This is a genomic window from Dysosmobacter segnis, assembly GCF_014297285.1.
GTDB classification, from domain to species: Bacteria; Bacillota; Clostridia; order Oscillospirales; family Oscillospiraceae; genus Oscillibacter; species Oscillibacter segnis.
Window position 1 is genome coordinate 359,657 of record NZ_JACOQI010000001.1, and the last position, 19,112, is coordinate 378,768.

22 protein-coding genes are annotated in these 19,112 nt (G+C 59.0%); 2 read left to right on the forward strand and 20 right to left on the reverse strand.

Annotated elements, in window-relative coordinates; genetic code table 11:
* Positions 1–33 precede the first annotated feature (33 nt).
* The 8 genes from H8Z83_RS01790 to moaA all read right to left on the reverse strand — a co-directional run bounded on the left by H8Z83_RS01790 (position 34) and on the right by moaA (position 6,260).
* A complete protein-coding gene (locus H8Z83_RS01790; protein WP_187013467.1) occupies positions 34–531 on the reverse strand; it encodes a MogA/MoaB family molybdenum cofactor biosynthesis protein in 498 nt (165 codons plus the stop codon).
* A gap of 12 nt (positions 532–543) precedes the next feature.
* Positions 544–1,593 (reverse strand): sulfate/molybdate ABC transporter ATP-binding protein, encoded by a 1,050-nt coding sequence (locus H8Z83_RS01795; RefSeq protein WP_243184675.1) that lies wholly within the window; start codon positions 1,591–1,593, stop codon positions 544–546.
* Entirely contained in the window at positions 1,590–2,279 is a 690-nt protein-coding gene (modB, locus tag H8Z83_RS01800; protein WP_187013469.1) for a molybdate ABC transporter permease subunit, read from the reverse strand. Before modB ends, H8Z83_RS01795 begins: the two co-directional genes overlap by 4 nt.
* A 101-nt stretch (positions 2,280–2,380) precedes the next feature.
* Positions 2,381–3,256, reverse strand: coding sequence for a molybdate ABC transporter substrate-binding protein (gene modA / locus H8Z83_RS01805; RefSeq protein WP_187013470.1), 876 nt, complete (start codon positions 3,254–3,256; stop codon positions 2,381–2,383).
* A 118-nt stretch (positions 3,257–3,374) separates the two neighbouring features.
* Positions 3,375–4,394, reverse strand: a complete 1,020-nt coding sequence (locus tag H8Z83_RS01810) for a molybdopterin-binding protein (protein ID WP_187013471.1) — start codon at positions 4,392–4,394, stop codon at positions 3,375–3,377.
* Positions 4,391–4,825, reverse strand: a complete 435-nt coding sequence (locus tag H8Z83_RS01815; RefSeq protein ID WP_187013472.1) for an MOSC domain-containing protein — start codon at positions 4,823–4,825, stop codon at positions 4,391–4,393. Before H8Z83_RS01815 ends, H8Z83_RS01810 begins: the two co-directional genes overlap by 4 nt.
* 7 nt (positions 4,826–4,832) lie before the next feature.
* Complete coding sequence (gene moaC, locus H8Z83_RS01820) at positions 4,833–5,312, reverse strand: cyclic pyranopterin monophosphate synthase MoaC (protein ID WP_187013473.1); 480 nt, start codon at positions 5,310–5,312, stop codon at positions 4,833–4,835.
* 3 nt (positions 5,313–5,315) lie between these two features.
* On the reverse strand, positions 5,316–6,260 hold the full coding sequence (gene moaA / locus H8Z83_RS01825) for a GTP 3',8-cyclase MoaA (protein WP_187013474.1): 945 nt from the start codon (positions 6,258–6,260) through the stop codon (positions 5,316–5,318).
* 382 nt (positions 6,261–6,642) lie between these two features.
* On the opposite strand from moaA, the gene H8Z83_RS01830 reads away from it, so the two are divergent.
* Positions 6,643–9,567 (forward strand): S-layer homology domain-containing protein, encoded by a 2,925-nt coding sequence (locus H8Z83_RS01830; RefSeq protein WP_187013475.1) that lies wholly within the window; start codon positions 6,643–6,645, stop codon positions 9,565–9,567.
* A gap of 378 nt (positions 9,568–9,945) precedes the next feature.
* Positions 9,946–10,797 carry a hypothetical protein gene (locus H8Z83_RS01835; protein WP_187013476.1) on the forward strand — a complete coding sequence of 284 codons (852 nt, stop codon included), beginning with the start codon at positions 9,946–9,948 and terminating at the stop codon, positions 10,795–10,797.
* A gap of 147 nt (positions 10,798–10,944) precedes the next feature.
* Here the strand turns inward: H8Z83_RS01835 and H8Z83_RS01840 are convergent, their stop codons facing one another.
* From H8Z83_RS01840 to dtd, 12 genes are all read right to left on the reverse strand, one after another.
* Entirely contained in the window at positions 10,945–11,400 is a 456-nt protein-coding gene (locus tag H8Z83_RS01840) for a S1 RNA-binding domain-containing protein (protein WP_187013477.1), read from the reverse strand.
* A 65-nt stretch (positions 11,401–11,465) separates the two neighbouring features.
* Positions 11,466–11,768, reverse strand: coding sequence for a septum formation initiator family protein (locus H8Z83_RS01845; protein WP_187013478.1), 303 nt, complete (start codon positions 11,766–11,768; stop codon positions 11,466–11,468).
* Positions 11,725–12,231: a spore cortex biosynthesis protein YabQ gene (yabQ, locus tag H8Z83_RS01850; RefSeq protein ID WP_187013479.1), complete on the reverse strand. Its 507-nt coding sequence runs from the start codon at positions 12,229–12,231 to the stop codon at positions 11,725–11,727. Before yabQ ends, H8Z83_RS01845 begins: the two co-directional genes overlap by 44 nt.
* A 3-nt stretch (positions 12,232–12,234) precedes the next feature.
* Positions 12,235–12,516, reverse strand: a complete 282-nt coding sequence (locus H8Z83_RS01855; protein ID WP_187013480.1) for a YabP/YqfC family sporulation protein — start codon at positions 12,514–12,516, stop codon at positions 12,235–12,237.
* A 52-nt stretch (positions 12,517–12,568) separates the two neighbouring features.
* Positions 12,569–12,811: an RNA-binding S4 domain-containing protein gene (locus H8Z83_RS01860; protein ID WP_187013481.1), complete on the reverse strand. Its 243-nt coding sequence runs from the start codon at positions 12,809–12,811 to the stop codon at positions 12,569–12,571.
* Positions 12,812–12,870: 59 nt separating this feature from the next.
* The gene (locus tag H8Z83_RS01865; protein ID WP_187013482.1) at positions 12,871–13,146 is read right to left on the reverse strand and encodes an HU family DNA-binding protein; all 276 of its coding nucleotides are present in this window, start codon (positions 13,144–13,146) and stop codon (positions 12,871–12,873) included.
* Between the two features lie 67 nt (positions 13,147–13,213).
* On the reverse strand, positions 13,214–14,011 hold the full coding sequence (mazG, locus tag H8Z83_RS01870) for a nucleoside triphosphate pyrophosphohydrolase (protein ID WP_187013483.1): 798 nt from the start codon (positions 14,009–14,011) through the stop codon (positions 13,214–13,216).
* Positions 14,012–14,079: 68 nt separating this feature from the next.
* On the reverse strand, positions 14,080–15,693 hold the full coding sequence (locus tag H8Z83_RS01875) for a putative polysaccharide biosynthesis protein (RefSeq protein WP_187013484.1): 1,614 nt from the start codon (positions 15,691–15,693) through the stop codon (positions 14,080–14,082).
* 329 nt (positions 15,694–16,022) lie between these two features.
* Positions 16,023–16,385, reverse strand: coding sequence for a zinc ribbon domain-containing protein (locus H8Z83_RS01880; RefSeq protein WP_187013485.1), 363 nt, complete (start codon positions 16,383–16,385; stop codon positions 16,023–16,025).
* A 32-nt stretch (positions 16,386–16,417) separates the two neighbouring features.
* Positions 16,418–17,935, reverse strand: a complete 1,518-nt coding sequence (gene hemZ / locus H8Z83_RS01885; protein WP_187013486.1) for a coproporphyrinogen dehydrogenase HemZ — start codon at positions 17,933–17,935, stop codon at positions 16,418–16,420.
* Between the two features lies 1 nt (position 17,936).
* On the reverse strand, positions 17,937–18,572 hold the full coding sequence (locus tag H8Z83_RS01890; RefSeq protein ID WP_187013487.1) for an MBL fold metallo-hydrolase: 636 nt from the start codon (positions 18,570–18,572) through the stop codon (positions 17,937–17,939).
* A gap of 24 nt (positions 18,573–18,596) precedes the next feature.
* The gene (dtd, locus tag H8Z83_RS01895) at positions 18,597–19,037 is read right to left on the reverse strand and encodes a D-aminoacyl-tRNA deacylase (protein ID WP_187013488.1); all 441 of its coding nucleotides are present in this window, start codon (positions 19,035–19,037) and stop codon (positions 18,597–18,599) included.
* Between the last annotated feature and the right edge of the window lie 75 nt (positions 19,038–19,112).

Sequence of the window (19,112 nt, forward strand, 5' to 3'; positions counted from 1 at the left end):
CCGGGAAAGTATCCGATTCTGAAAAATTCTATGTCAGTCCGTCAGCTTGGCGCAATCGGCGGGGCGGCCGGAGAGCATTTCCAGACCGTGACCGATGGTGGGCAGCACCGCCTCCAGATTCTCCTTAGCCGCCTTGGGGGAACCGGGGAGGTTTAGGATCAAGGTCCCTTTCCGGATGCCCGCCTGCGCCCGGGACAGCATGGCACGGCTGGTGATCTGCATGGAGGCGTAACGCATGGCCTCCGGGATGCCGGGGGTTAGCCGGTCGCACACGGCAAGGGTGGCCTCCGGGGTCACGTCCCGGGGAGCGAAGCCGGTGCCGCCGGTGGTCACAAGCAGTTGAATGTCACCGCCGTCGGCCATCTGCCGCAGCGCCGCTTCGATCTGCGCCTGCTCGTCCGGCACCACAGCGGTCCGGACCACCTCATAGCCCGCGTTTTTCAGCAGTTCCGCCACCAGCGGACCACCCTCGTCGGGGCGCTCGCCCCGGGAAACACGGTCGCTGACCGTCAATACAGCAGCATGATACATACGCTCATCTCCTCATTTCAACAGTAGAATATCCCTTGGCTGGACGGCGATCCAAAGCCCCTCCGGGCGGTTCAGCCGCCGCCAATCGTCCCGTTCCAGTTCCATCCGCAGGAGGGGGGCACCGGACGCGGCTCCCTTCGGCCGCAGCAGGACGATGGTGGTGAACACATCCTGAATGACCCGCTCCACCGTGCAGTAGAAAGCGTCCGGGGTGCCCTCCGGCACCGTCATCACGTGTCTTGCCCGGATGCCTGCCTGACGGACATCCGCCGGGACCGGTTTACCGCAGTTCAGCGTCAGGCCCCACGCAGGCAGCGTTACGGCGCTGCCTGCCGGTACGGCCTCCACGATGTTTTTACACCCGGAGAGTCGGGCGGCAGCCTCCGTTTCTGGCTCGTGAAACAGCTGCCGCAGAGTGAAGGTTCCTTGCGAGGCCCCCTGATCCAGTATGCACACCCGCTTGCAGTTGCGGAACACCTCGCCCCGGTCATGGGACACCCACAAAATCGGCCCGGAGAAATTCTCCAGAAAATCGGACAGCTTCAGCTCCAAGTCCCATTTCAGATAGCTGTCCAGCGCGGAAAACGGCTCGTCCAGCAAAATGACCTCCGGCTGGGAGCAGAGAATCCTCGCCAGCGCCACCCGCTGCTGCTGTCCGCCGGAAAGCTGGGCGGGATACCGCTTTTCCAGACCCTCCAGCCGAAAGCGGTGGAGGGTCGCCGTCAGTGCAGCGTTTTTTTCCGCCTTGGAACCGGAGCGGATGCCGCAGAGGATGTTTTTCTCCACCGTCATGGTGGGGAACAGGGCGTAATTCTGGAATAAGTACCCCACCCGGCGCTGCTGGGGCGGCAGGTCGATCCCGGCTTCACTGTCAAACAGCACCCGGCCGTTCAGCACGATCCGCCCCCGATCCGGGGTCATGATCCCCGCGATGCATTTGAGGGTCATGCTCTTGCCGCAGCCGGAGGCCCCCAGCAGGGCCAGCGTTTCCGTCTCCGCCTGAAAGCGGACGTTCAGATGGAAATTCCCCAGCTGCTTTTCAATCTCCACAAGCAGGCTCAAGCCGTCCCCCTCCTTTTCCCGCCGGATACCAGAAAGTCCCGGCGTTCCAGCATATTCACCGTCAGCAGCACCACGGCGGAGATGCTTAGGTTGACCATTACCCATTTCATAGCCAACGCGTCATTGCTGGTCTGCCAAAGCTGGTAGACCGTGGTGGAAATGGTGGCGGTCTTTCCCGGCGTGTACCCGGCGATCATGCTGGTAGCGCCGTACTCGCCCAAGGCCCGGGCAAAGGCCAGCACCGTCCCCGCCAGAATACCCTGACGGCAGCAGGGCATCCGCACCCGCCAGAAGATCCAGCTGTTGGGAAGTCCCAGCGTCTGGCCGGAATAGGCCAGCGTCTCGTCAAAGGACTCGAAGGCTCCGCGGGCGGTGCGGTACATCAACGGGAAAATCACCACGGCGGTGGCAAAGATGGCGGACCACCAGGTCATCACCACCTTCACGTCGAAATGACGCAGCAGCCACGCGCCGAGGATCCGCTTTGGCCCCAGCAGCCGCAGCAGCAGATAGCCGATGACGGTGGGGGGCAGCACCAGCGGCAGCGTCAGCACCACGTCCAGAACGCCCTTTACCAGCCGGGGCAGGCGGGCGATATAGTACGCCGCGAAGATCCCGGCGAAAAAGACGATCACCGTGGAAATAGCCGCAACACGCAGCGAGTTCCATAGGGGAAACAGGTCCATAAGTTACCTCCTGAGGGGGAAGGGATGGGGAGACCGGCGGTCCGCCGCCGTATCAGCGGCGGGCGAGCAGTTTGCCGTCGGCCTTTTCAGATAGTTTTCGGTCAAGCGGCGGAGAAGCCCACGGACTCAAACACGGTCATGGCCGCATCGGTCTGGAGATAGGCCAGGAAGTCCTGGGCGGCATCCTCCTTGTCTCCCTTGAGCACGGCGGCGGGGTAGATGACCTGGCCGCACATCTCGGCAGTGGCGCTGTCCACCACCGTCAGACCGGCGGAGTGGGCGTCGGTGGCGTAGATGATGCCGCAGTCCACGGCACCCTCGCTGACCTGAGCGGCCACCTCCTTCACGTTGTTGCCGTAGGTCAGCTTATTTGCGACGGCGGTCTCGTCGATGCCGTAGTAGTTGAAGATCTTCAGGGTGTACTGGCCCACGGGCACGTCGCTGTTGCCGATGGCCAGCATCACATCACCGCCCTTCAGCAACTCGGCAAGCTGGTCAAAGCTCTCAATGCCCTTGGGATTGCCGGCGGGAACGGTGAGCGTCACCTTGTTTTCCAGCAGGTCCACACGGCTGTCGGTGACGATGAGGTCAAGCCCGTCGGGGTTCTTCTCGGCATCACCGATGAGGCTGCCGTCCATGGCGTTCATCTGCTTGGGTGCGGCGGAGATGAACAGATCGCAGTCCGCGCCCTCCTTGATCTGCTTGAGCAGGGTGCCGGAGGAGTCGAAGTTATATGTAATGGTCACGTTGGGATTATTCTGCTCGTACATTTCTTTGAGCTGGTTCATGGTCTCCGTCATGGAGGCGGCAGCGAACACGATCAACTCCACCGGCTCACCGGCGGGGGCTTCCGTGGAGGCGTTGTCCTGCGTCTGGGAACCGTCGGCGGCGTTGGCACTGGTGTCGGCCTTGGAGCCGCAGGCGGCGAGGGACAGGGTCAGGCACAGGGCCAGCAGCAGGGACAAATATTTTTTCATGTTGGTTCTTCCTTTCTGATTCGATGGAAAATCTATCTCGACTTTACAGAGTAAAGCGTGATACTCAATCAAGATGAACGGTTCGGAAAAGCAGGAGCGCGCTTGGGCGCTCTCGCTTTTATTTTCCGAAGGGGCAGTTGGGCCAGTGACAGGGCTTGCAGCCAAGGCACAGCCCGCCCTCGCCCATCACGGCGAAGTCTCCGCGGGTCAGCTCCACACCCGCCGCGATCCGGGGAAGCGCCAGGTCGAAAATGGTGGCCCCGGCATACATGACGCAGCCGGGCAGACCGCAGATGGGGGTTCCGTCCTCAAAATAGCCCAGCAGGAACATGGCACCCGGCAGCACGGGCGCGCCGTAGGTGACGATGCGGGCACCGCTCGCCCGGATGCCGCCGGGGGTGTTGTCGTCCGGGTCCACGCTCATGCCGCCGGTGCACAGGATCAGGTCCGCGCCGGTTTTCCGGGCTTCGCCGATGGCGTTGGCCACATTTTCTACGCCGTCGCCGGAGTAGGCCACAGAGACCGTTTCAATGCCGTAGGCCGCCAGCTTCTCCTTCACCACCGGGGTGAAGGTGTCCTGGATCAGACCCTTCTTCACCTCGCTGCCGGTGGCCACGATAGCGGCGGTTTTCTTCACATAGGGTAGCAGCTCCAACAGAGGGCCGGCGCCTGCTGCCTGCTCAGCGGCTTGCAGTGTTTCCTCCTTGATGATGAGAGGGATGACCCGCATCCCCGCCAGTTTGTCGCCCTTTTTCACGGCGGTATTGCCGTGACGGGTGGCAATCATGATCTCCTCCAGCGAATTGACTGCCACCAGCCGGCGGCTGTCCACCCGGAACAGGCCGTCACAGGCGGCTCGCAGCTCGATCTTGCCCTCTTTCGTCTCACTGCGGACCATGTTCTCCTGACCGCACAGGGCCAGCAGCCGCTCCGCCGCATCGTTTTCGTGGACCATGCCGGGAGTCATCTCCCAGACATACAGGTTCTCCTTGCCCATGCTCAGCAGCACGGGAATATCGTCCTCCGTGACGATGTGGCCCTTGCGGAACCGGGCGTCCTTATATTGATCCTTGATGATCTGGGTCATATCGTGGCACAGCACGTGGCCCACGGCCTCCTCTGTTCGGATCAGCTTCACTTCAGCACCTCAATTTCGTCTCCGGGCCTGACAACGCCCTCTTTTACCACCACGGCGAAGATGCCCTCCGTGGGCATGACGCACTTGCCGACCGCCTTTTTGATGGCGCAGTCATTGTGGCACTCCTTGCCAATCTGCGTCACCTCCACCTCCGTCTCACCGATCCGCAGGTGGGTCCCCACGGGCAGATGCTTGAGGTCGATGCCCTCCGTGTTAATGTTCTCCGCGAATACGCCGGGGTCCAGAGCGATGGGGGAGCGGGGGCGCATGGTGTCGATGCTTTCCTCCGCCAGCAGAGAGATCTGGCGGTGCCAGTCTCCGGCGTGGGCGTCCCCCACGATGCCGTGGCGCAGTTTCAATTCAATTTCCGGAACGGGCTTTTTCAGCGTTCCCTTTTTCTCGCTGATATTGACGGATACGACCTTTGCCATGGTTCTATCAGTCCTCTCGCTTATAGTCTCCGCTCTTGCCGCCGGATTTTTCCAGCAGGCGGATGTTGGTGATCTCCATATCCTTCTGCACCGCCTTGCACATATCGTAAACGGTGAGGGCCGCCACAGAAACGGCGGTCAGGGCCTCCATCTCTACGCCGGTGACGCCGGTGCAGGTGACCGCCGCCTGTATCTCCACCATGCACGGCTGGTCCGACAGATGGAATGTGATGTCGATACCTGTCAGGGGCAGAGGGTGGCACATGGGGATCAGCTCCCAGTTGTGCTTGGCGGCCTGGATGCCCGCCACCTGGGCCACCGCCAGCACGTCTCCCTTTTTCAGGGTACCGTTTTTGATATGGACCATAGTTTCCGGTGATACGCGGATCTCTCCGGCGGCTACGGCCCGCCGGTGGGTCACAGCCTTTTCCGTTACATCCACCATCCGGGCGCGGCCCTGCTCGTTGAAATGGGTCAGTTCTCTCATGGTTCAGCCTCCGATCTCATTCATGGTCCGGGGCGTGTCGCTGGCATGCTCTGTCAGGTGGTGCCCCTTGGGCTTTTGCAGGATGCCCCGGAGGATGGCGTCCTCCAATTCCCTGCCGTGAAGTCCCCGGAGGGAGATTTCCTCCCGGCTGTGGAGACAGCCCTTCAGTTTGCCGTCCGCCGTCACCCGGATGCGGCGGCACGCTCCACAGAACTCGTGGCTCATGGGGGTGATCAGCCCCACAGTCCCCATGGCTCCCGGCAGACGGTACCGCCGGGCCACGCCATTGGGTTCGATTTCTTCCAGCGCCGGGAATCGGTTCAGAATCTCCGTTACCGGCAGGAAGCGTTCCTTTGGCCATGCCGCACAGGGCCCCATAGGCATCAGTTCAATGAACCGCACCTCCCAGGGGTGCTCTTTCGTCAGGCTCAGAAAATCCTCGATCTCGTCATCGTTCAAGCCGCCCATCAGCACGGTGTCCAGCTTCAGATTCTGAAATCCGGCGTCCTCCGCTGCCCGGATGCCCGCAAAGGCGTCATCCAGATCTCCCCGGCGGGTGATTTCCCGGAATCGCTCCGGCCGCAGGGTATCCAGACTGATGTTCAGCCGGTCTACCCCAGCCTCCCACAGAGGCTTTGCCAGCTCCGGCAGCAAACTGCCGTTGGTGGTGAGGCAAAGCTCCTTCAATTCCGGGATGGCCCGCAGGGTGCGGCAGATATCCAAGATCCCGTGCCGCACCAGCGGCTCTCCGCCGGTCAGACGGATCTTCCGGATCCCCAGTTTCACCGCAGTCCGGGCGATCTCACCGTATTCCTCTACGGAGAGGACGGCCCCATGGGGGCCTTTTTCCACGCCGTCCGCCGGCATACAGTATTGGCATCGGTAATTGCAAAGGTCCGTTACCGACAGCCGCAGATAATCAATTGTCCGGCCATATTGATCGATCATCGCATTACTTCCTATCGTCCCAAGCTGCGGCCCGGAATTTCTCCGGGCGTGTTCGCCGGGGCACACGGCCCGCAGCAGCGTCCGGCCGCCAAGTTTTCTAAGGTTGACCTTTATTATAGCAGATATTTCCTCAAAATACAAACCCCTTTTCCGCGGCTGGGGAAGGGCGGCGCGGCATGAAAAGCGGGTCCGGCTTGGAGGATTGTTTCACGAGAAGGAAATGCCCGCTGTGGTGTAAAAAATTCCGGCTGTTCGCAGCGATAAATTTTAACCGGATTGTAGCATCTTGTTCACAATTTGTTCATGATTGCAAAGTGACTTTCCGCTATGGTAGGTTTATAGAAGTGTACATAGGTGCTAAACTGAATTTAGGAGGTTTTTTATGAGACGGTTTTTCAGAAAACGGCTTCCGGCCTTTCTGCTGACGCTGGTCATGGTCATGACGATGGTCCCGGCCGTGTCCGCAAAATCTTCAGCGGATCTGACTTATGAAGTGGATAAGGGGGACTCTGTATCATTCAAAGAGCGGGAGTTCCGCGACCTTTACAGAAGTGAATATAGTGGTGATCCCAGCTATGTGGTATTCACCGATTACAGCGATCTGGATGACTATGGGTACTTGACCGCTGTGAATTACTATGATAAGACTGTGAGCCTCAGTGAAAGCGATCTGCGTAACACATGGTTTTATTATGACAGCCGCGATGTGCCCAAGAATATGGACTACGCGTTGGATGGCTTGACATTTGAAGCCAACCGCCGGGCCGACAGCGGCACGCTGCGGCTGAAATTTGAGATCTATGACGCCGACGGCAAGAATTATGTGTACGGCACCATGGATATTAAAGTCGGCGGCGGTTCCGGTTCCTCCAAGGGTGACATCACCTACACGGTGAAAGCCGGCGAGGAAGTTGCCTTTGACGATGAAGATTTTGTTAATGCCTATGACAAGGCTGGCGGCTCCGGCACGCTGAAGTATGTGGTATTTGAAAAGCCTTCCTCTGATTACAGCAATGCCGGTACCGTTTATTCCCGGTACGGCAAGCGGAATGCAACCTCTTTTACCCGCTCTGAACTGGACGATTACAAGTTCTACTACGGTGACAGCGACTATGGTGACTATGATCTGGACGAACTGAGCTTTGTGGCGGATAAGTCTTTTTCCGATAGTATTGAGATTGCATTTACAGCTTACGGCGGGAGAGGCAGCAAGGAGAATGATTCTGTCAGCGGAACCCTGAAAATCACATCTTCTAAATCTGCATCCTCCAGCAAGGGTGACATTACTTACACAGTGAAAGCCGGTGAGGAAGTTACCTTTGACGATGACGATTTTGAGAAGATCTATGAGAACAGCAGCTGCACCGGCAGCTTCAAGTATGTGGAATTCAGCCGGCCCGACAGCGCGTTCAACAATGCCGGTACCCTCTACTCCCGGTATGGCAAGCGGAATGAGACTGCCTTCACCCGTTCCAGCCTCAGCAGCAACAAGTTCTACTACGGTGACAGCGACTATGGTGACTACGATCTGGACGAGCTGAGCTTTGTGGCGGATCGGACCTTCTCCGGCAGCGTGGAGCTGAGATTCACTGTTTATGGCGGCACCGGCACCCGAACCAACCAGAATGTCACCGGTACGTTGGTCATCACCACCGATAAGACCGGTTCCTCCACGGCCAAGGGCGATGTCACCTACACGGTGAAGGCCGGTGACGAAGTTGCCTTTGACGAGGATGACTTTAAAAAGGTCTACGATAGCAGCAACTGCACCGGCAGCTTCAAGTATGTGGAATTCAGCCGGCCTGACAGTGCGTTCAACAATGCCGGTACCCTCTATTCCCGGTACGGCAAGCGGAATGAGACAGCCTTTACCCGTTCCAGCCTGTCCGGAACCACATTTGGTTATGACAGCTACGAAGATGCGGATTACAGCCTGGACGATTTGAGCTTTGTGGCGGATCGGACCTTCTCGGGCAGTATTACGCTGAGCTTCACCCTTTACGGCGGAAAAAACAGCAAATGCGATCAGTCGACCACCGGTACACTGGTCATCACCACCGGTACATCTGCGGTAACATCCCGATATGTGGGCAACATCCGCTACAATACCACGCCCAACACCGCCCTGCAGATCAACGCCAATGACATTGCCCGCCTTTTCCGTAAGTACACCTCCGGCGGGTCCTTGCAGTATCTGACGCTGACCAGTGTACCCGCTACCGGCAGTCTATACTACAACTATTACAATGCCAGCAAGTACGGCGCGACGCGGACGCAGCTCACCGCTTCTATGGCGGGCAGTATGATTTTCTCCTACAGTCCCGCCTCTGCATCGGAATATGATCTCTCCGAGCTGACCTACATCCCCAGCGGCAGCAATTACTGCACAGCCCTCACCTTTACCGGATACAGCAGCAGCGGAACGGCTGTTTCTGCAACCATTCTGATCAGTGTGACGGCTTCTCCGGTGTCTGAGGTTTACAGCGTGACCACCAAGGGTACCTCCGTGAACTTCCCGGCAAACTCTGTGTATTCCGCGGTGGCATCCGCCACTGGCTTCGGCCTTAGCAGCATCCAGCTGCTGGAGCTGCCTGCCTCCACTGCCGGTGTTCTGTACGTTGGCTCCTATGCGGCGGATACCACCAGCGCTTACAGCTATGGAAATGGAACTGATTCCATGGGTCAGCTGCGCTTCATTCCCAACAGTGGGTTCACCGGTTCTGTCTCCATTCCCTATGTGGCATTGAGCAGCAGCGGCACCGCTTTGGGGGCCGGTGTGGTCTCCATCGGCGTGGTGGACAGCGTGAAGAAGTTTACGGATATCTCCACCTCCACCTGGTGCTATAAGTATGTTACGGAACTTGCCAGCGCCAATGTTATCTCCGGCTACAGCAACGGAACGTTTCAAGAGAAGAATACCATTACTTACGGCGCGGCCCTGAAGCTCATCATGCTGGCGGCGGGCTACGGCGAGCAGGCCCCCACGGTGAAGGGCAGCCCCTTCAGCGGCTATCTGGCGAAGGCCAAGGCTGCCGGACTGGTGTCCGGCAATCCCAAGCTGAACGGGCCTATCACCCGTCTGCAGATCGCGCAGATCGCCGCCAAGGCGTTGAAGCTTTCTACCACCGGTCTGCCTAGCAAGAAACCCTTTACCGACACCAATGACGTCTATGTGCAGGCGCTGAATGCCGCCGGTATCATTGAGGGGTACTTCTCCAACGGCACCAGCACCTATAAGCCCAACAACACCTTGACCCGCGGTCAGGTCTCTGCCATCGTGTGGAGAATGAAAAATTCCGTACAGTAAAAACAGAATACTTGTGGAACCACGCGGTCAGCCGAGAGGCTGACCGCGTGGTTTTTTAGGTCGATAGAGCGCATGACTGCAAGCGGCGGGGGAGCCGTGATTCTGAATTTTCTGTGCCTCCTTTGCCGCCTTGAAGCCGGAGATCTGTGGGTCCCGCTTGAATTTCCGCATGGTATTGATATAATAAGCATATACAGATGTGCTTGCTTATGGCATTGAGGTCTCCTTTGAAAGCCTGCTCCAATGTATCCATGTGCGGCGTTCGGCTTCGGCCATGGCCGGAACCAGTGGAGGTCTTGTATTTTGCGTGTGTTGGCATGGCCGCGGAATAAAAAATCGAGAGGTGAATGGGATGAAACGCAGAATCTTGAGGTATGTTTGCTGCTGGCGCTGCTGCTGACCGCCTGCGGCGGGCAGAACAGGGAGCCGGAGAATCCGCCGGCTGCGAAGCCATCGGCACCGGGGGAGGAGGCAGCGGAACCTCCCGATGAAACGCCGGAACCTGAACCTGCAAAGCCGGAGGAAAAAGAACCGCTGAGTCTGGAAGATGTGCTGACAGACATCTACACCGTGGCGCCCGGCACGGCGGGCAGCTCTCTGCGGGCCGCCTATGCCGCCGGAGAGCTGCTGGACTGGATCGATGTGAACTCGGTGGAGCAGGAGGACGTATTCAGGTGGATAGATGAAAACGTGCCCATGGAAAACTCTGCGGAGCTGGCCCGGGCATGGGCGGCGGTGCTGACGGAGGCGGAGGCCCTCATGCGGGGCGATGAGACGGCCTATGACGCACTGGATGACGCGGGCTATACCATGGAACAGCCGTACCGCAGCACGGGCCGGGTGAAGTGGGCGGCGTGGAAGCTGCTCCCCCTGTTTACGCAGATTTTAGACCGTACGGAACGCGCGGAGTACCGCTACGAAGCGCCGGGGGATTACAGCGCTGTGACGGAAGAAGCCCTTGCGGGCATCTGGGTGGACGATGCGGGTACCACCGTTCTGCTGTTTTCCGAGGACGGCTGTCGCATCGTGTATCCGGAACTGGAGTTGCTTGGCGAAACCGCCTATCCCTTCCGCGTCCGGGACCGCAGCAGCGTGGGATACTGTCCGGAGTTGGACATTGACTATCTGCAAAATGACTTTTCCGCTCCGCTTGTTTGCTACGTGTCCGGCATCGACGATACCCACTTCTGGAGCAACACCCAGAATAAATGCTTCCGCAGACTGGCGTAAAAGGGGCGCGGAAAATCGGCCCTATCAAATGTGCCCTTGCAGGCGTGGACGCTTTTTCTGCGTGATTTTTCACACATATAAGTTGACGCAGCCGTCTCTGGGATGCTCTCCCGGAGACGGCTGCGTTGTTATCAGTCTGAAATGGATTTATCTTCTTCTGCGGCCGCCCTGCTTGCCGGAGATGTTCCGGTTCAGGTCCGCCATTTTCCGCTCCGAGGAGGAGAGAAACTGCTTGAGCTTGTCCTCAAAGGCCAGATCGCCGGAGGGGGTGGTGTCCGCTGCCTGAACGGCGGGCCGCCGGGGAGCCGCCGCGGGACGGGGGGCTGCTGCCGGACGGGGCTGGAAGCTCCGCTGGGCGGGGCGCTCCGGTGCGGGCAACGCCTTTTTGATGGAAAGATCCAGCTTTCCGTCCTTGATAGCAAGGAGCTTTACCTTAACGTCCTGCCCCTCCTGCAGGAAATCATGGACATCGTTGACATAGGTATTGGCGATCTCCGAAATATGTACCAGGCCGGACTTGCCGCCCTCCAAGGCCACAAAAGCGCCGAATTTTGTAATACTGGTGACCTTGCCCTCTAAGACTGTTCCGACCTCGTACTCCATAAGTGCTGTGTTACTCCTATTCTTATTCTTGTTAAAATAATAGTAACCGGCTGTGCCGGTAATGCTCAGTTGGATCGATCTAAAAACAGATAGCTGTTGCTGTCGATCATGCCCAGTTCTTCCCGGGCCAGTTCTTTCATTTTCTCCTCGGTGGGACCTTCTGCGATGTCGCTCCGCAGCGTCTCATTTTCCTGCTGGACATTCTCCACCTGCCGGGCATACTGATCCCGTTCCGCCTGCGCGGCCCGGACCTGCCCCTGAAGGGCATGAAGCCGCCAGCCCACTGTGGCCAGAAGCAGCAGGATCACCACATGGACCAGCAGATTACCTGATTTTTTCTTTTTTGCGGGTTTGACGGGCTTTGCCATGGGACATCCCTCCTTTGCGAAGGGGCTTCCATACTCCTTCAATATGTATTGTAGCGTATTTCCTGAGAAAATAAAAGAGGGTTTTTGCCTGAAATGCAAATTTTTTACAAACTGCGGCGCAAAACCGTCCCGGTAGACTCAGAAATTGGAACAATTCCATCCACCGGTCCATCCAGAAGTCCCAAACCGGCCGCAGGGGCCGCGAGAGCAGGGAAAAAAACAGAACGCCGCCGCCCAGACCTCCCAGCAGGATGAACCCCCGGAGCTGGCCATCCGACTGCCGCAGGACGAACAGAAAGACCGCCAGACCTACGGCCTGACAGTAGAGCAGGTCCAACGGCGCCGTCAGTCGGGGGTGCCGCAGCCGCACCGCCCGCAGCAGGTCGTACAGGACCCCGGCACCCAGACCCAGCAGAATCGACAGGAGGAACGTGCGGAGCTGCTCCGTGACATGGATGGCCATGGCCTATCCGAACAGACGGCTGAAAAAGCCGCCCTGACGGTTCGGAGTGTCCTCATAGGAGATGGAGGTGATGCGGCCATCCACATACAATTCGCCCCCCTCTAAAGACAGCTTACCGATGTGCAGGTCCTCCCCGGTGACGATCAGGGTCCCGGCGGAGGTGGTCATAATGACGCCGCTCTCGTCGAAGCGCTCCACATCCTCCACGCCGGAAACGGTGAGATGCGCCCGGTCCATCAACTCCAGCCGGTGGGGGGTGACGGGCATATTGAAGTCATTGGTCATAAGATCCCTCCCTGCCCTCAGTGTATGCGGACAGGGAGGAAGATAGAAGAACTTATTGGATCTGCCGGTACAGGGCGGCGGCATCGCTCTGCCGCACGGTTTCCTGAACGGACAGCACCTCCACGGTGACGGTCCGTACGCCGAAGCGCAGGGTGATCTGGTCTCCCTCCTTCACCTCGTAGGAGGCCCGGGCGGGCTTGCCGTTGACGGTGACCAATCCATTGTCGCAGGCTTCGTTGGCCACGGTCCGCCGCTTGATGAGCCGGGAGACCTTGAGATATTTGTCTAAGCGCATGATGCTTCCTTTCTTGAAAAATGAAAAAGGGGGCATAACGCCCCCTTTACGGTGTGAATTTATTCAGCCACAGCGTCCTTCAGAGCCTTGCCGGCCTTGAACACGGGCACCTTGGAAGCGGGGATCTCGACAACTTCCTTGGTACGGGGGTTACGGCCGGTGCGGGCAGCGCGGGACTTGACCTCGAAAGAACCGAAGCCAACCAGCTGGACCTTGTCGCCTTCCTTCAGAGCGGCGGTAATGGCGTCCAGGGTAGCGGAGACAGCAGTCTCAGCGTCCTTCTTGGAAATTTCAGCGGCAGCGGCCACGGCGGCGATCAGTTCAGCTTTGTTCATGAGTATATCCTCCTGTAAAATAATTGAAATCAATTTTATCTTTTATCGCGTTTCCGCAATGAAGATCTTAGTTTTCTTTGGCTTGCTCCCAAAGAGCGATTTTTTCTGCTTCCGTATAAGCGTTCAGCGGGCGGTCGGCGGCATCCGCCACCCGGCGGAAGCGACCTTGGTATTTGTCGCAGGCCCGGTGCAGAGCGTCCTCCGGGTCCACACCGGACATCTGGGCGATCTTGCAGAGAATGAACAGAGCGTCGCCCAGCTCCTCCCGGATGCCGTGAGGACTGTCCACAGGCTGTCCGGCCTCCACGGCCTGCCGCAGCTCGGCGGTTTCCTCATCCAGCTTGTCCAGCGCACCGGCAGCGGAGTCCCAGTTGAATCCGGCCTTTACAGAGCGGGAGACGATCTTTTCCGCCCGCCACAGCGCCGGCAGCGTATGGGGTACGGCTTCCACAGCGTCCGCCGGGGAGGTGAACCCCTTTTCCTTCTTTTTCTGAGCCTCCCAGCCCTCCAGCGCCTGTGCGCTGTCGGCGGCCTCGGCAGCACCGAATACATGGGTGTGGCGGAACACCAGCTTCTGAGCCACGCCGTCCACCACGTCATCTGCGGTGAAACGGCCCTGCTCCTCTTCCATCACGGAATGGAACACCACCTGAAGCAGAACATCCCCCAATTCCTCGCACATACCGGGGATGTCATTCCGGTCAATGGCGTCCAGCGCCTCGTAGGTCTCCTCCAGAAAATTCCGGCGGATGGACTGATGGGTCTGCTCGCGGTCCCAAGGACAGCCCTCGGGGGCACGCAGCAGGTGCATGATGGTGAGAAGATCCTCCCACCCATAGCGTTGTTTCCTTTGAAAATTTACCATATCTCCACTGCCTTTGCAAGCTATTTTATCCTGAAAACGTTGATATAACAGGATTTTTTATAAATCGTTCACTTCAAGCGCAAAAGTTTGGCTATTTTTTCGCCTTTAGGCAGAGCTTTTACGTCCTCTGCCTGTAAGATTCGCAGGGCAATGACCAGAACGCCGTATACCACCACACCGGCCAGAATGCCGCAGAAGGTAGCGAGGGCATTGGCACCGTAAGCGCTGTGGCCGTTGAGGACTCTGGCAACAAGGCCGCACACTGCCCAGGCGGCGGCGCCCATCACGGCGGAGGCTACGATGGGCTTTCCGAACAGCCGCGTGTACCGGGGCTTCTCCGGGGAATATTTCCACACGAAGAAAAGGTTCAGTCCGCAGATGGTCAGATAGCAGCACAGGGTAGAAATGGGCGCGCCGTGGATGCTGATGTCCGGGTTGCCCACCAGAATGTAGTTCATGACCACCTTCACCACGCCGCCGGCGATGACGGTGAAAATAGGAAGCTTCTCCTTACCATAGGTCTGCAAAATGGCATTGGTCAAAATCATCAGGCAGATGAAGATCAGGGCAATGCCTAAAATCTGCAAATGGGGTCCCGCCGCCAGCGCGTCCTCCGGCTGCATGGGCAGCATGAGCCGTTCAATGGGGGTGGACAGCACGGAGAGCCCCACGCCCGCAGGCAGCGCCAGAATGGCGATGAGCCGGAAGGCGGAGGAGATGATGCGGTCCGCCTCAGCGTGGTCCTTCCGGGCCAGCGCCGCCGCCGCGAAGGGAATCAGGCTCATGGTGACAGGATAAACAAAGGAGGCCACCATGTTGGGCATATTCATGGCGATGCGGTACTGGCCGTTCAGCACAGCCGCCGCCGTTTCTGAAAGGCCCAGTCCGTTTTGCAGGCGGCCCATGACGATCTTGGTATCAATGATGTTGATGATGCTCATGGCGGAGTTGCTCAGGGTGATGGGAACGCCGATGAGCAGGATCTGCTTAATGATCTGCCCGCTGGAGGAGGGAACGTCCAAAGATTCCTTCCGGTTCCGGTGGGTGACGAGATAGGCGCACAGGAACAGCATGGATACCGCTGTGCCCGCCGTGACGCCCACAATGGCCCCGGCAGCGCTGAGTTCGGCGGTTTTGCCGATGTGCAGAACGTACCACGCCAGCGGCAGGCCGATGCCCAGCTTCAAAAGGGCCTCCAGCACCTGACTGACGGCGGTGGGAGTCATGTTCCCCTGCCCCTGGGTATAGCCCCGCATACAGGCCAGCAGACACACGCAGAACACCGCTGGGGCCAGCGCCTGTACGGCGGTGGCGGCCAGAGAGTTGTTCAGGAACCGGGCCAGCGCGTCCGCACGGAAGAACATCAGCACGGAGCAGACCAGACCCAGACCGAAGAACAGCCAGATGGCGGTGGAGAAGATCCGCCGCTTCTCGTTTTCCAGCCCCTTGGCGTGGGCCTGACTGGTCATCCGGGAGATGGCCAGGGGCAGGCCCGCCGTGGAAAAGGTCAGCAAAAAGTTGTAGATCTGGTAGGCGGTGTCAAAATAAGTTTGTCCCGCGCTGCCCAGAATGTTGCTGAGAGGGATCTTGTAGGCCGCGCCGATGAGCTTGACGATGACCACAGCCGCCGCCAGAATGGCGGCGCCGCCTAAGAAGGATTGCTTTTTCGCAGGAGTTGCCATGGATGTTACCTCGAATTTTCAGATTGAGAGGGGCGGGGCGTATCCCCACTCAGCGGGCGAAAAAAATCTTTTCGCCCCGCTGAGCAGGTTTTCAGAACTTTATAAAAGTTCTGAAAACTTAGGATTTCAATGGCGCAGGAAACCCCTCTTAGGTTTCCCGCACACACCCTTTACCCGCAAGGGGTATGCGGCATCCGTAGAGCGGCGGAGCCGCTAACGGCTGCCCTACCTTACCGTTGCGGAGAATTTATCGCTTTATCGACAGTCTTTCGGCGGCGTACCGCCGCTATTGGTTAGGTATGCGCCGCAGGAGCGGAACATACCCGTCATTACAGCTTTTCGCCGCAGTCCCGGCAGTATACGTCCTCCGGCTGGACCTCATGTCCGCAGCGGGGGCAAATCAGATGGATGATGGGTTCTCCCTCCAGATCCCGGAGTCGGGCCTTGAGCTCATCGATCTCCCGCATTTTTTCCAGCAGCAGCTCGGAATCCGTAGGAGTGCCGGTGTGGGTGGCATACAGCAGCTCGCCCAGTTCCCGGAGACCGACGTTGACGCCGGCGCGGAGATCCGCGATCTCTAACTGCCGCTTGGCGGCATCCGTCAGCCGTTTGGCGCCCAACCCCATGGTACAGATGGCGTCCCGCGCCAGTCCTTCCGCCTTGGTCCAATACGCTTCACAGCTATGTTCCATGAATGACCCTCCTTGCGGCTGTGGCCGCCCGTTTAAGTTTCGGGAACGTATTTTTGATAAAACTCCGCGAAAGCAGCCTGGTTTTGCTGGATTTTCTCCGGCCGCTCCGTGTATTCCTTGGGATACTTCAGGTTAAAGACCCGCTCGATGTGGTTGGTGCCGGGCTCCACCATTTTAGTGGAACCGCCCGCACCGAAGGACAGGATGGAGCACAGCTCCGACATGATGTCCACGTTGTACCAGCACTCCCCGCCGGGGCGGCTCCAACCCACGTTCTCAAAGCTGCCGGACATATACTTCTGCCGGTAGAGGTAGTAGGGGACAAAGCCTGCGGCCCGCAGGGTAGGGGCGGCATAGTCCAGCATGGCCTGCACGGCGGCGCCATCGGGAATGGAGAGACCCTCCATGAGAATGCGGCTGCCCTTTTTCAGCGCCAGCGTGTGGATGGTGATGTCATCGGCCCCCAGTTCCAGACATTTGTCCAGAGAACGGCGGAAGCCCTCCGGTGTATCCGCCGGCAGACCTGCGATGAGGTCCATGTTGACGTGGGGGAACCGGTAGGTCCGCACCAGCTCCATGGCCCGCACCGTATCCGCAGAGACATGGCGGCGGCCGATGGCGGCGAGGACGTGATCCTCCATGGTCTGAGGATTCACGCAGACCCGTGTGACGCCGTGACTTTTCAGAACGGCCAGTTTTTCGGCGGTGATGGTATCCGGACGGCCGATCTCTACCGTGATCTCCGGACAGGCGGAGAGATCGAAGGATTCTTCCAGAGCCGTCAGGATGGCATCCATCTGATCCGGCGTCAGGATGCCGGGGGTGCCGCCGCCCATGTAGAAGGTGCGGGGCCGCAGATGGTTTTTCCGCACCATTTCTCCCCCAGCCCGGATCTCCGCGATCAGGGCCTTTACATAGGGCTCCACCAGAGAAAAACTTCGCTCCACGCTCTGACTGACAAAGGAGCAGTAGGCGCAACGGGTGGGACAGAAGGGAATACCCACATACAGGTCGATATCCCGCTTTTCCAACCGCTTCAACGCCTGATAGCCCACGGCACCAGTCTCCAAAGCCAGCGCCGCCCGGTCCTCAGGGACGAAATAGCGCGCCTTCAGTTCCCGCTTGGCTTCCTCCGGGGTCTTGCCCTCCATCAGCGCCCGTGTGATGGGCTTGTCGGGCCGGACGCCGGTGAGCATCCCCCAGGGGGGCAGCGTCAGCTTTTCCGCGGCGCGGAGCGCTTCCGGCAGCTTGGGATACAGATCCAGAAATGCCAGATAGAAGCAGGCCGCCACGGCGTAGCGCCGCTGGCCTTCTTTTTCAAAGTCCGTGCCGGTGAGGGAGGATGCAAAGGTCCCGGCGGCGGTGTATCCGTGATAGTGCAGCTCCGCTGTGACCTGACAGTCCGCCGCCGTTTCCCCGGCGGCAAGGCGGCACCACGCCTCGTCTCCTGGCTGCACCGCGTCATAGGTCGGTTTTTCCAGCGGAAAGAGGGTCATCAGGCTCTGTTCGACGATATAGCGCTCGTCATGACCTAAAAATTCCAGCTTCATATCAGCCTTGCTCCCGCAGTGCCATCTGCATATAGGGGTTGAAGCGCCGCTCCCGGTCCAGAGTGCTGGGCTCCATGTGTCCCGGCAGGACCCGGTAGTCCCCGGGAAGGGCGGCCAGTCGGGCCAGAGAGGCCATCATCTGCTTCATGCTGCCGCCGGGAAAGTCTGTCCGGCCGCAGGAACCGGCAAACAGGGTGTCCCCGCAGAACAGGGTATCTCCGCACAGCAGCGTGACGCTGCCCTCGGAGTGGCCGGGGGTGTGAAGCACCTGAAGCTCCAGCGTGCCCACCGTGATGCGGTCTCCCTCGCCGTAGAAATTCACGCCGCCGAAGGGGATCCGGGCCAGTTCGCTTTTCAGAGGGAACAGCTGGGTCTGCGGACTGTCAAAATCCGCCTGATGGATATAGACCGCCGTCGGCGGCAGCGTCTCCATCAAAGCTGCCACCGCACCGGTGTGGTCATAGTGGCCGTGGGTCAGCAGGATCTTATCCACGGTGCAGTCCAGCTTTTCGGCGGCGGAGAGGATCAGCTCCGGCTCCGCACCGGGATCGATCACGGCGCAGACCTTAGCCGCTTCGTCGCAGAGAATGTAGCAGTTGGTACCGATGGACCCCACCTGCAAGGCTTGGATCTTCATAAGACACACCTCATTGAAATCAGTTTACTCTTCCGTGTCGAACAGGATGGTGACCGGACCGTCGTTCTGGGAATAGACCTGCATGTCGGCGCCGAATTCGCCGTGCTGCACATCGAAGCCCCGCTCCCGGCAGTGGGCCATGAACCGCTCATAGAGGGGGATGGCCAGATCGGGCTTGGCCGCGCCGGAGAAGCCGGGGCGGCGGGAGGAGGTATCGGCGTACAGGGTGAACTGGGACACCACCAGCAGGCTGCCGCCCACCTGCTCCAGATTCAGGTTCATCTTTTCGTTTTCATCCTCAAAGACCCGCAGATTGCAGATCTTGTCCGCCAGCTTGTCGGCGGTGACCTCCGTATCGTTGGGGCCTACGCCCAGCAGCACCAGAAAACCGGTGCCTATCTGACCGTTGACCTGTTCATTGATGACAACAGAGGCGTTTTTGACTCGTGTAACAACAGCACGCATGGTAGCAACTCCTTATTTAATACCCGAAAGGGTATGCTTCGTAATGGGCCTTGCCCGCAAACCGGGCAGATCCGT

What these genes read in the sequence shown, in the direction of transcription:
- H8Z83_RS01840 (WP_187013477.1), bottom strand. Translation starts at nt 11,400, where the DNA reads ATGGAGTACGAGGTCGGAACAGTCTTAGAGGGCAAGGTCACCAGTATT.
- H8Z83_RS01815 (WP_187013472.1), bottom strand. Translation starts at nt 4,825, where the DNA reads ATGGCAAAGGTCGTATCCGTCAATATCAGCGAGAAAAAGGGAACGCTG.
- dtd (WP_187013488.1), bottom strand. Translation starts at nt 19,037, where the DNA reads ATGCGTGCTGTTGTTACACGAGTCAAAAACGCCTCTGTTGTCATCAAT.
- hemZ (WP_187013486.1), bottom strand. Translation starts at nt 17,935, where the DNA reads ATGAAGCTGGAATTTTTAGGTCATGACGAGCGCTATATCGTCGAACAG.
- moaC (WP_187013473.1), bottom strand. Translation starts at nt 5,312, where the DNA reads ATGAGAGAACTGACCCATTTCAACGAGCAGGGCCGCGCCCGGATGGTG.
- yabQ (WP_187013479.1), bottom strand. Translation starts at nt 12,231, where the DNA reads ATGGCCATCCATGTCACGGAGCAGCTCCGCACGTTCCTCCTGTCGATT.
- moaA (WP_187013474.1), bottom strand. Translation starts at nt 6,260, where the DNA reads ATGATCGATCAATATGGCCGGACAATTGATTATCTGCGGCTGTCGGTA.
- H8Z83_RS01865 (WP_187013482.1), bottom strand. Translation starts at nt 13,146, where the DNA reads ATGAACAAAGCTGAACTGATCGCCGCCGTGGCCGCTGCCGCTGAAATT.
- modA (WP_187013470.1), bottom strand. Translation starts at nt 3,256, where the DNA reads ATGAAAAAATATTTGTCCCTGCTGCTGGCCCTGTGCCTGACCCTGTCC.
- H8Z83_RS01880 (WP_187013485.1), bottom strand. Translation starts at nt 16,385, where the DNA reads ATGGAACATAGCTGTGAAGCGTATTGGACCAAGGCGGAAGGACTGGCG.
- H8Z83_RS01790 (WP_187013467.1), bottom strand. Translation starts at nt 531, where the DNA reads ATGTATCATGCTGCTGTATTGACGGTCAGCGACCGTGTTTCCCGGGGC.
- modB (WP_187013469.1), bottom strand. Translation starts at nt 2,279, where the DNA reads ATGGACCTGTTTCCCCTATGGAACTCGCTGCGTGTTGCGGCTATTTCC.
- H8Z83_RS01830 (WP_187013475.1), top strand. Translation starts at nt 6,643, where the DNA reads ATGAGACGGTTTTTCAGAAAACGGCTTCCGGCCTTTCTGCTGACGCTG.
- H8Z83_RS01890 (WP_187013487.1), bottom strand. Translation starts at nt 18,572, where the DNA reads ATGAAGATCCAAGCCTTGCAGGTGGGGTCCATCGGTACCAACTGCTAC.
- H8Z83_RS01845 (WP_187013478.1), bottom strand. Translation starts at nt 11,768, where the DNA reads ATGGCAAAGCCCGTCAAACCCGCAAAAAAGAAAAAATCAGGTAATCTG.
- H8Z83_RS01860 (WP_187013481.1), bottom strand. Translation starts at nt 12,811, where the DNA reads ATGCGCTTAGACAAATATCTCAAGGTCTCCCGGCTCATCAAGCGGCGG.
- mazG (WP_187013483.1), bottom strand. Translation starts at nt 14,011, where the DNA reads ATGGTAAATTTTCAAAGGAAACAACGCTATGGGTGGGAGGATCTTCTC.
- H8Z83_RS01855 (WP_187013480.1), bottom strand. Translation starts at nt 12,516, where the DNA reads ATGACCAATGACTTCAATATGCCCGTCACCCCCCACCGGCTGGAGTTG.
- H8Z83_RS01875 (WP_187013484.1), bottom strand. Translation starts at nt 15,693, where the DNA reads ATGGCAACTCCTGCGAAAAAGCAATCCTTCTTAGGCGGCGCCGCCATT.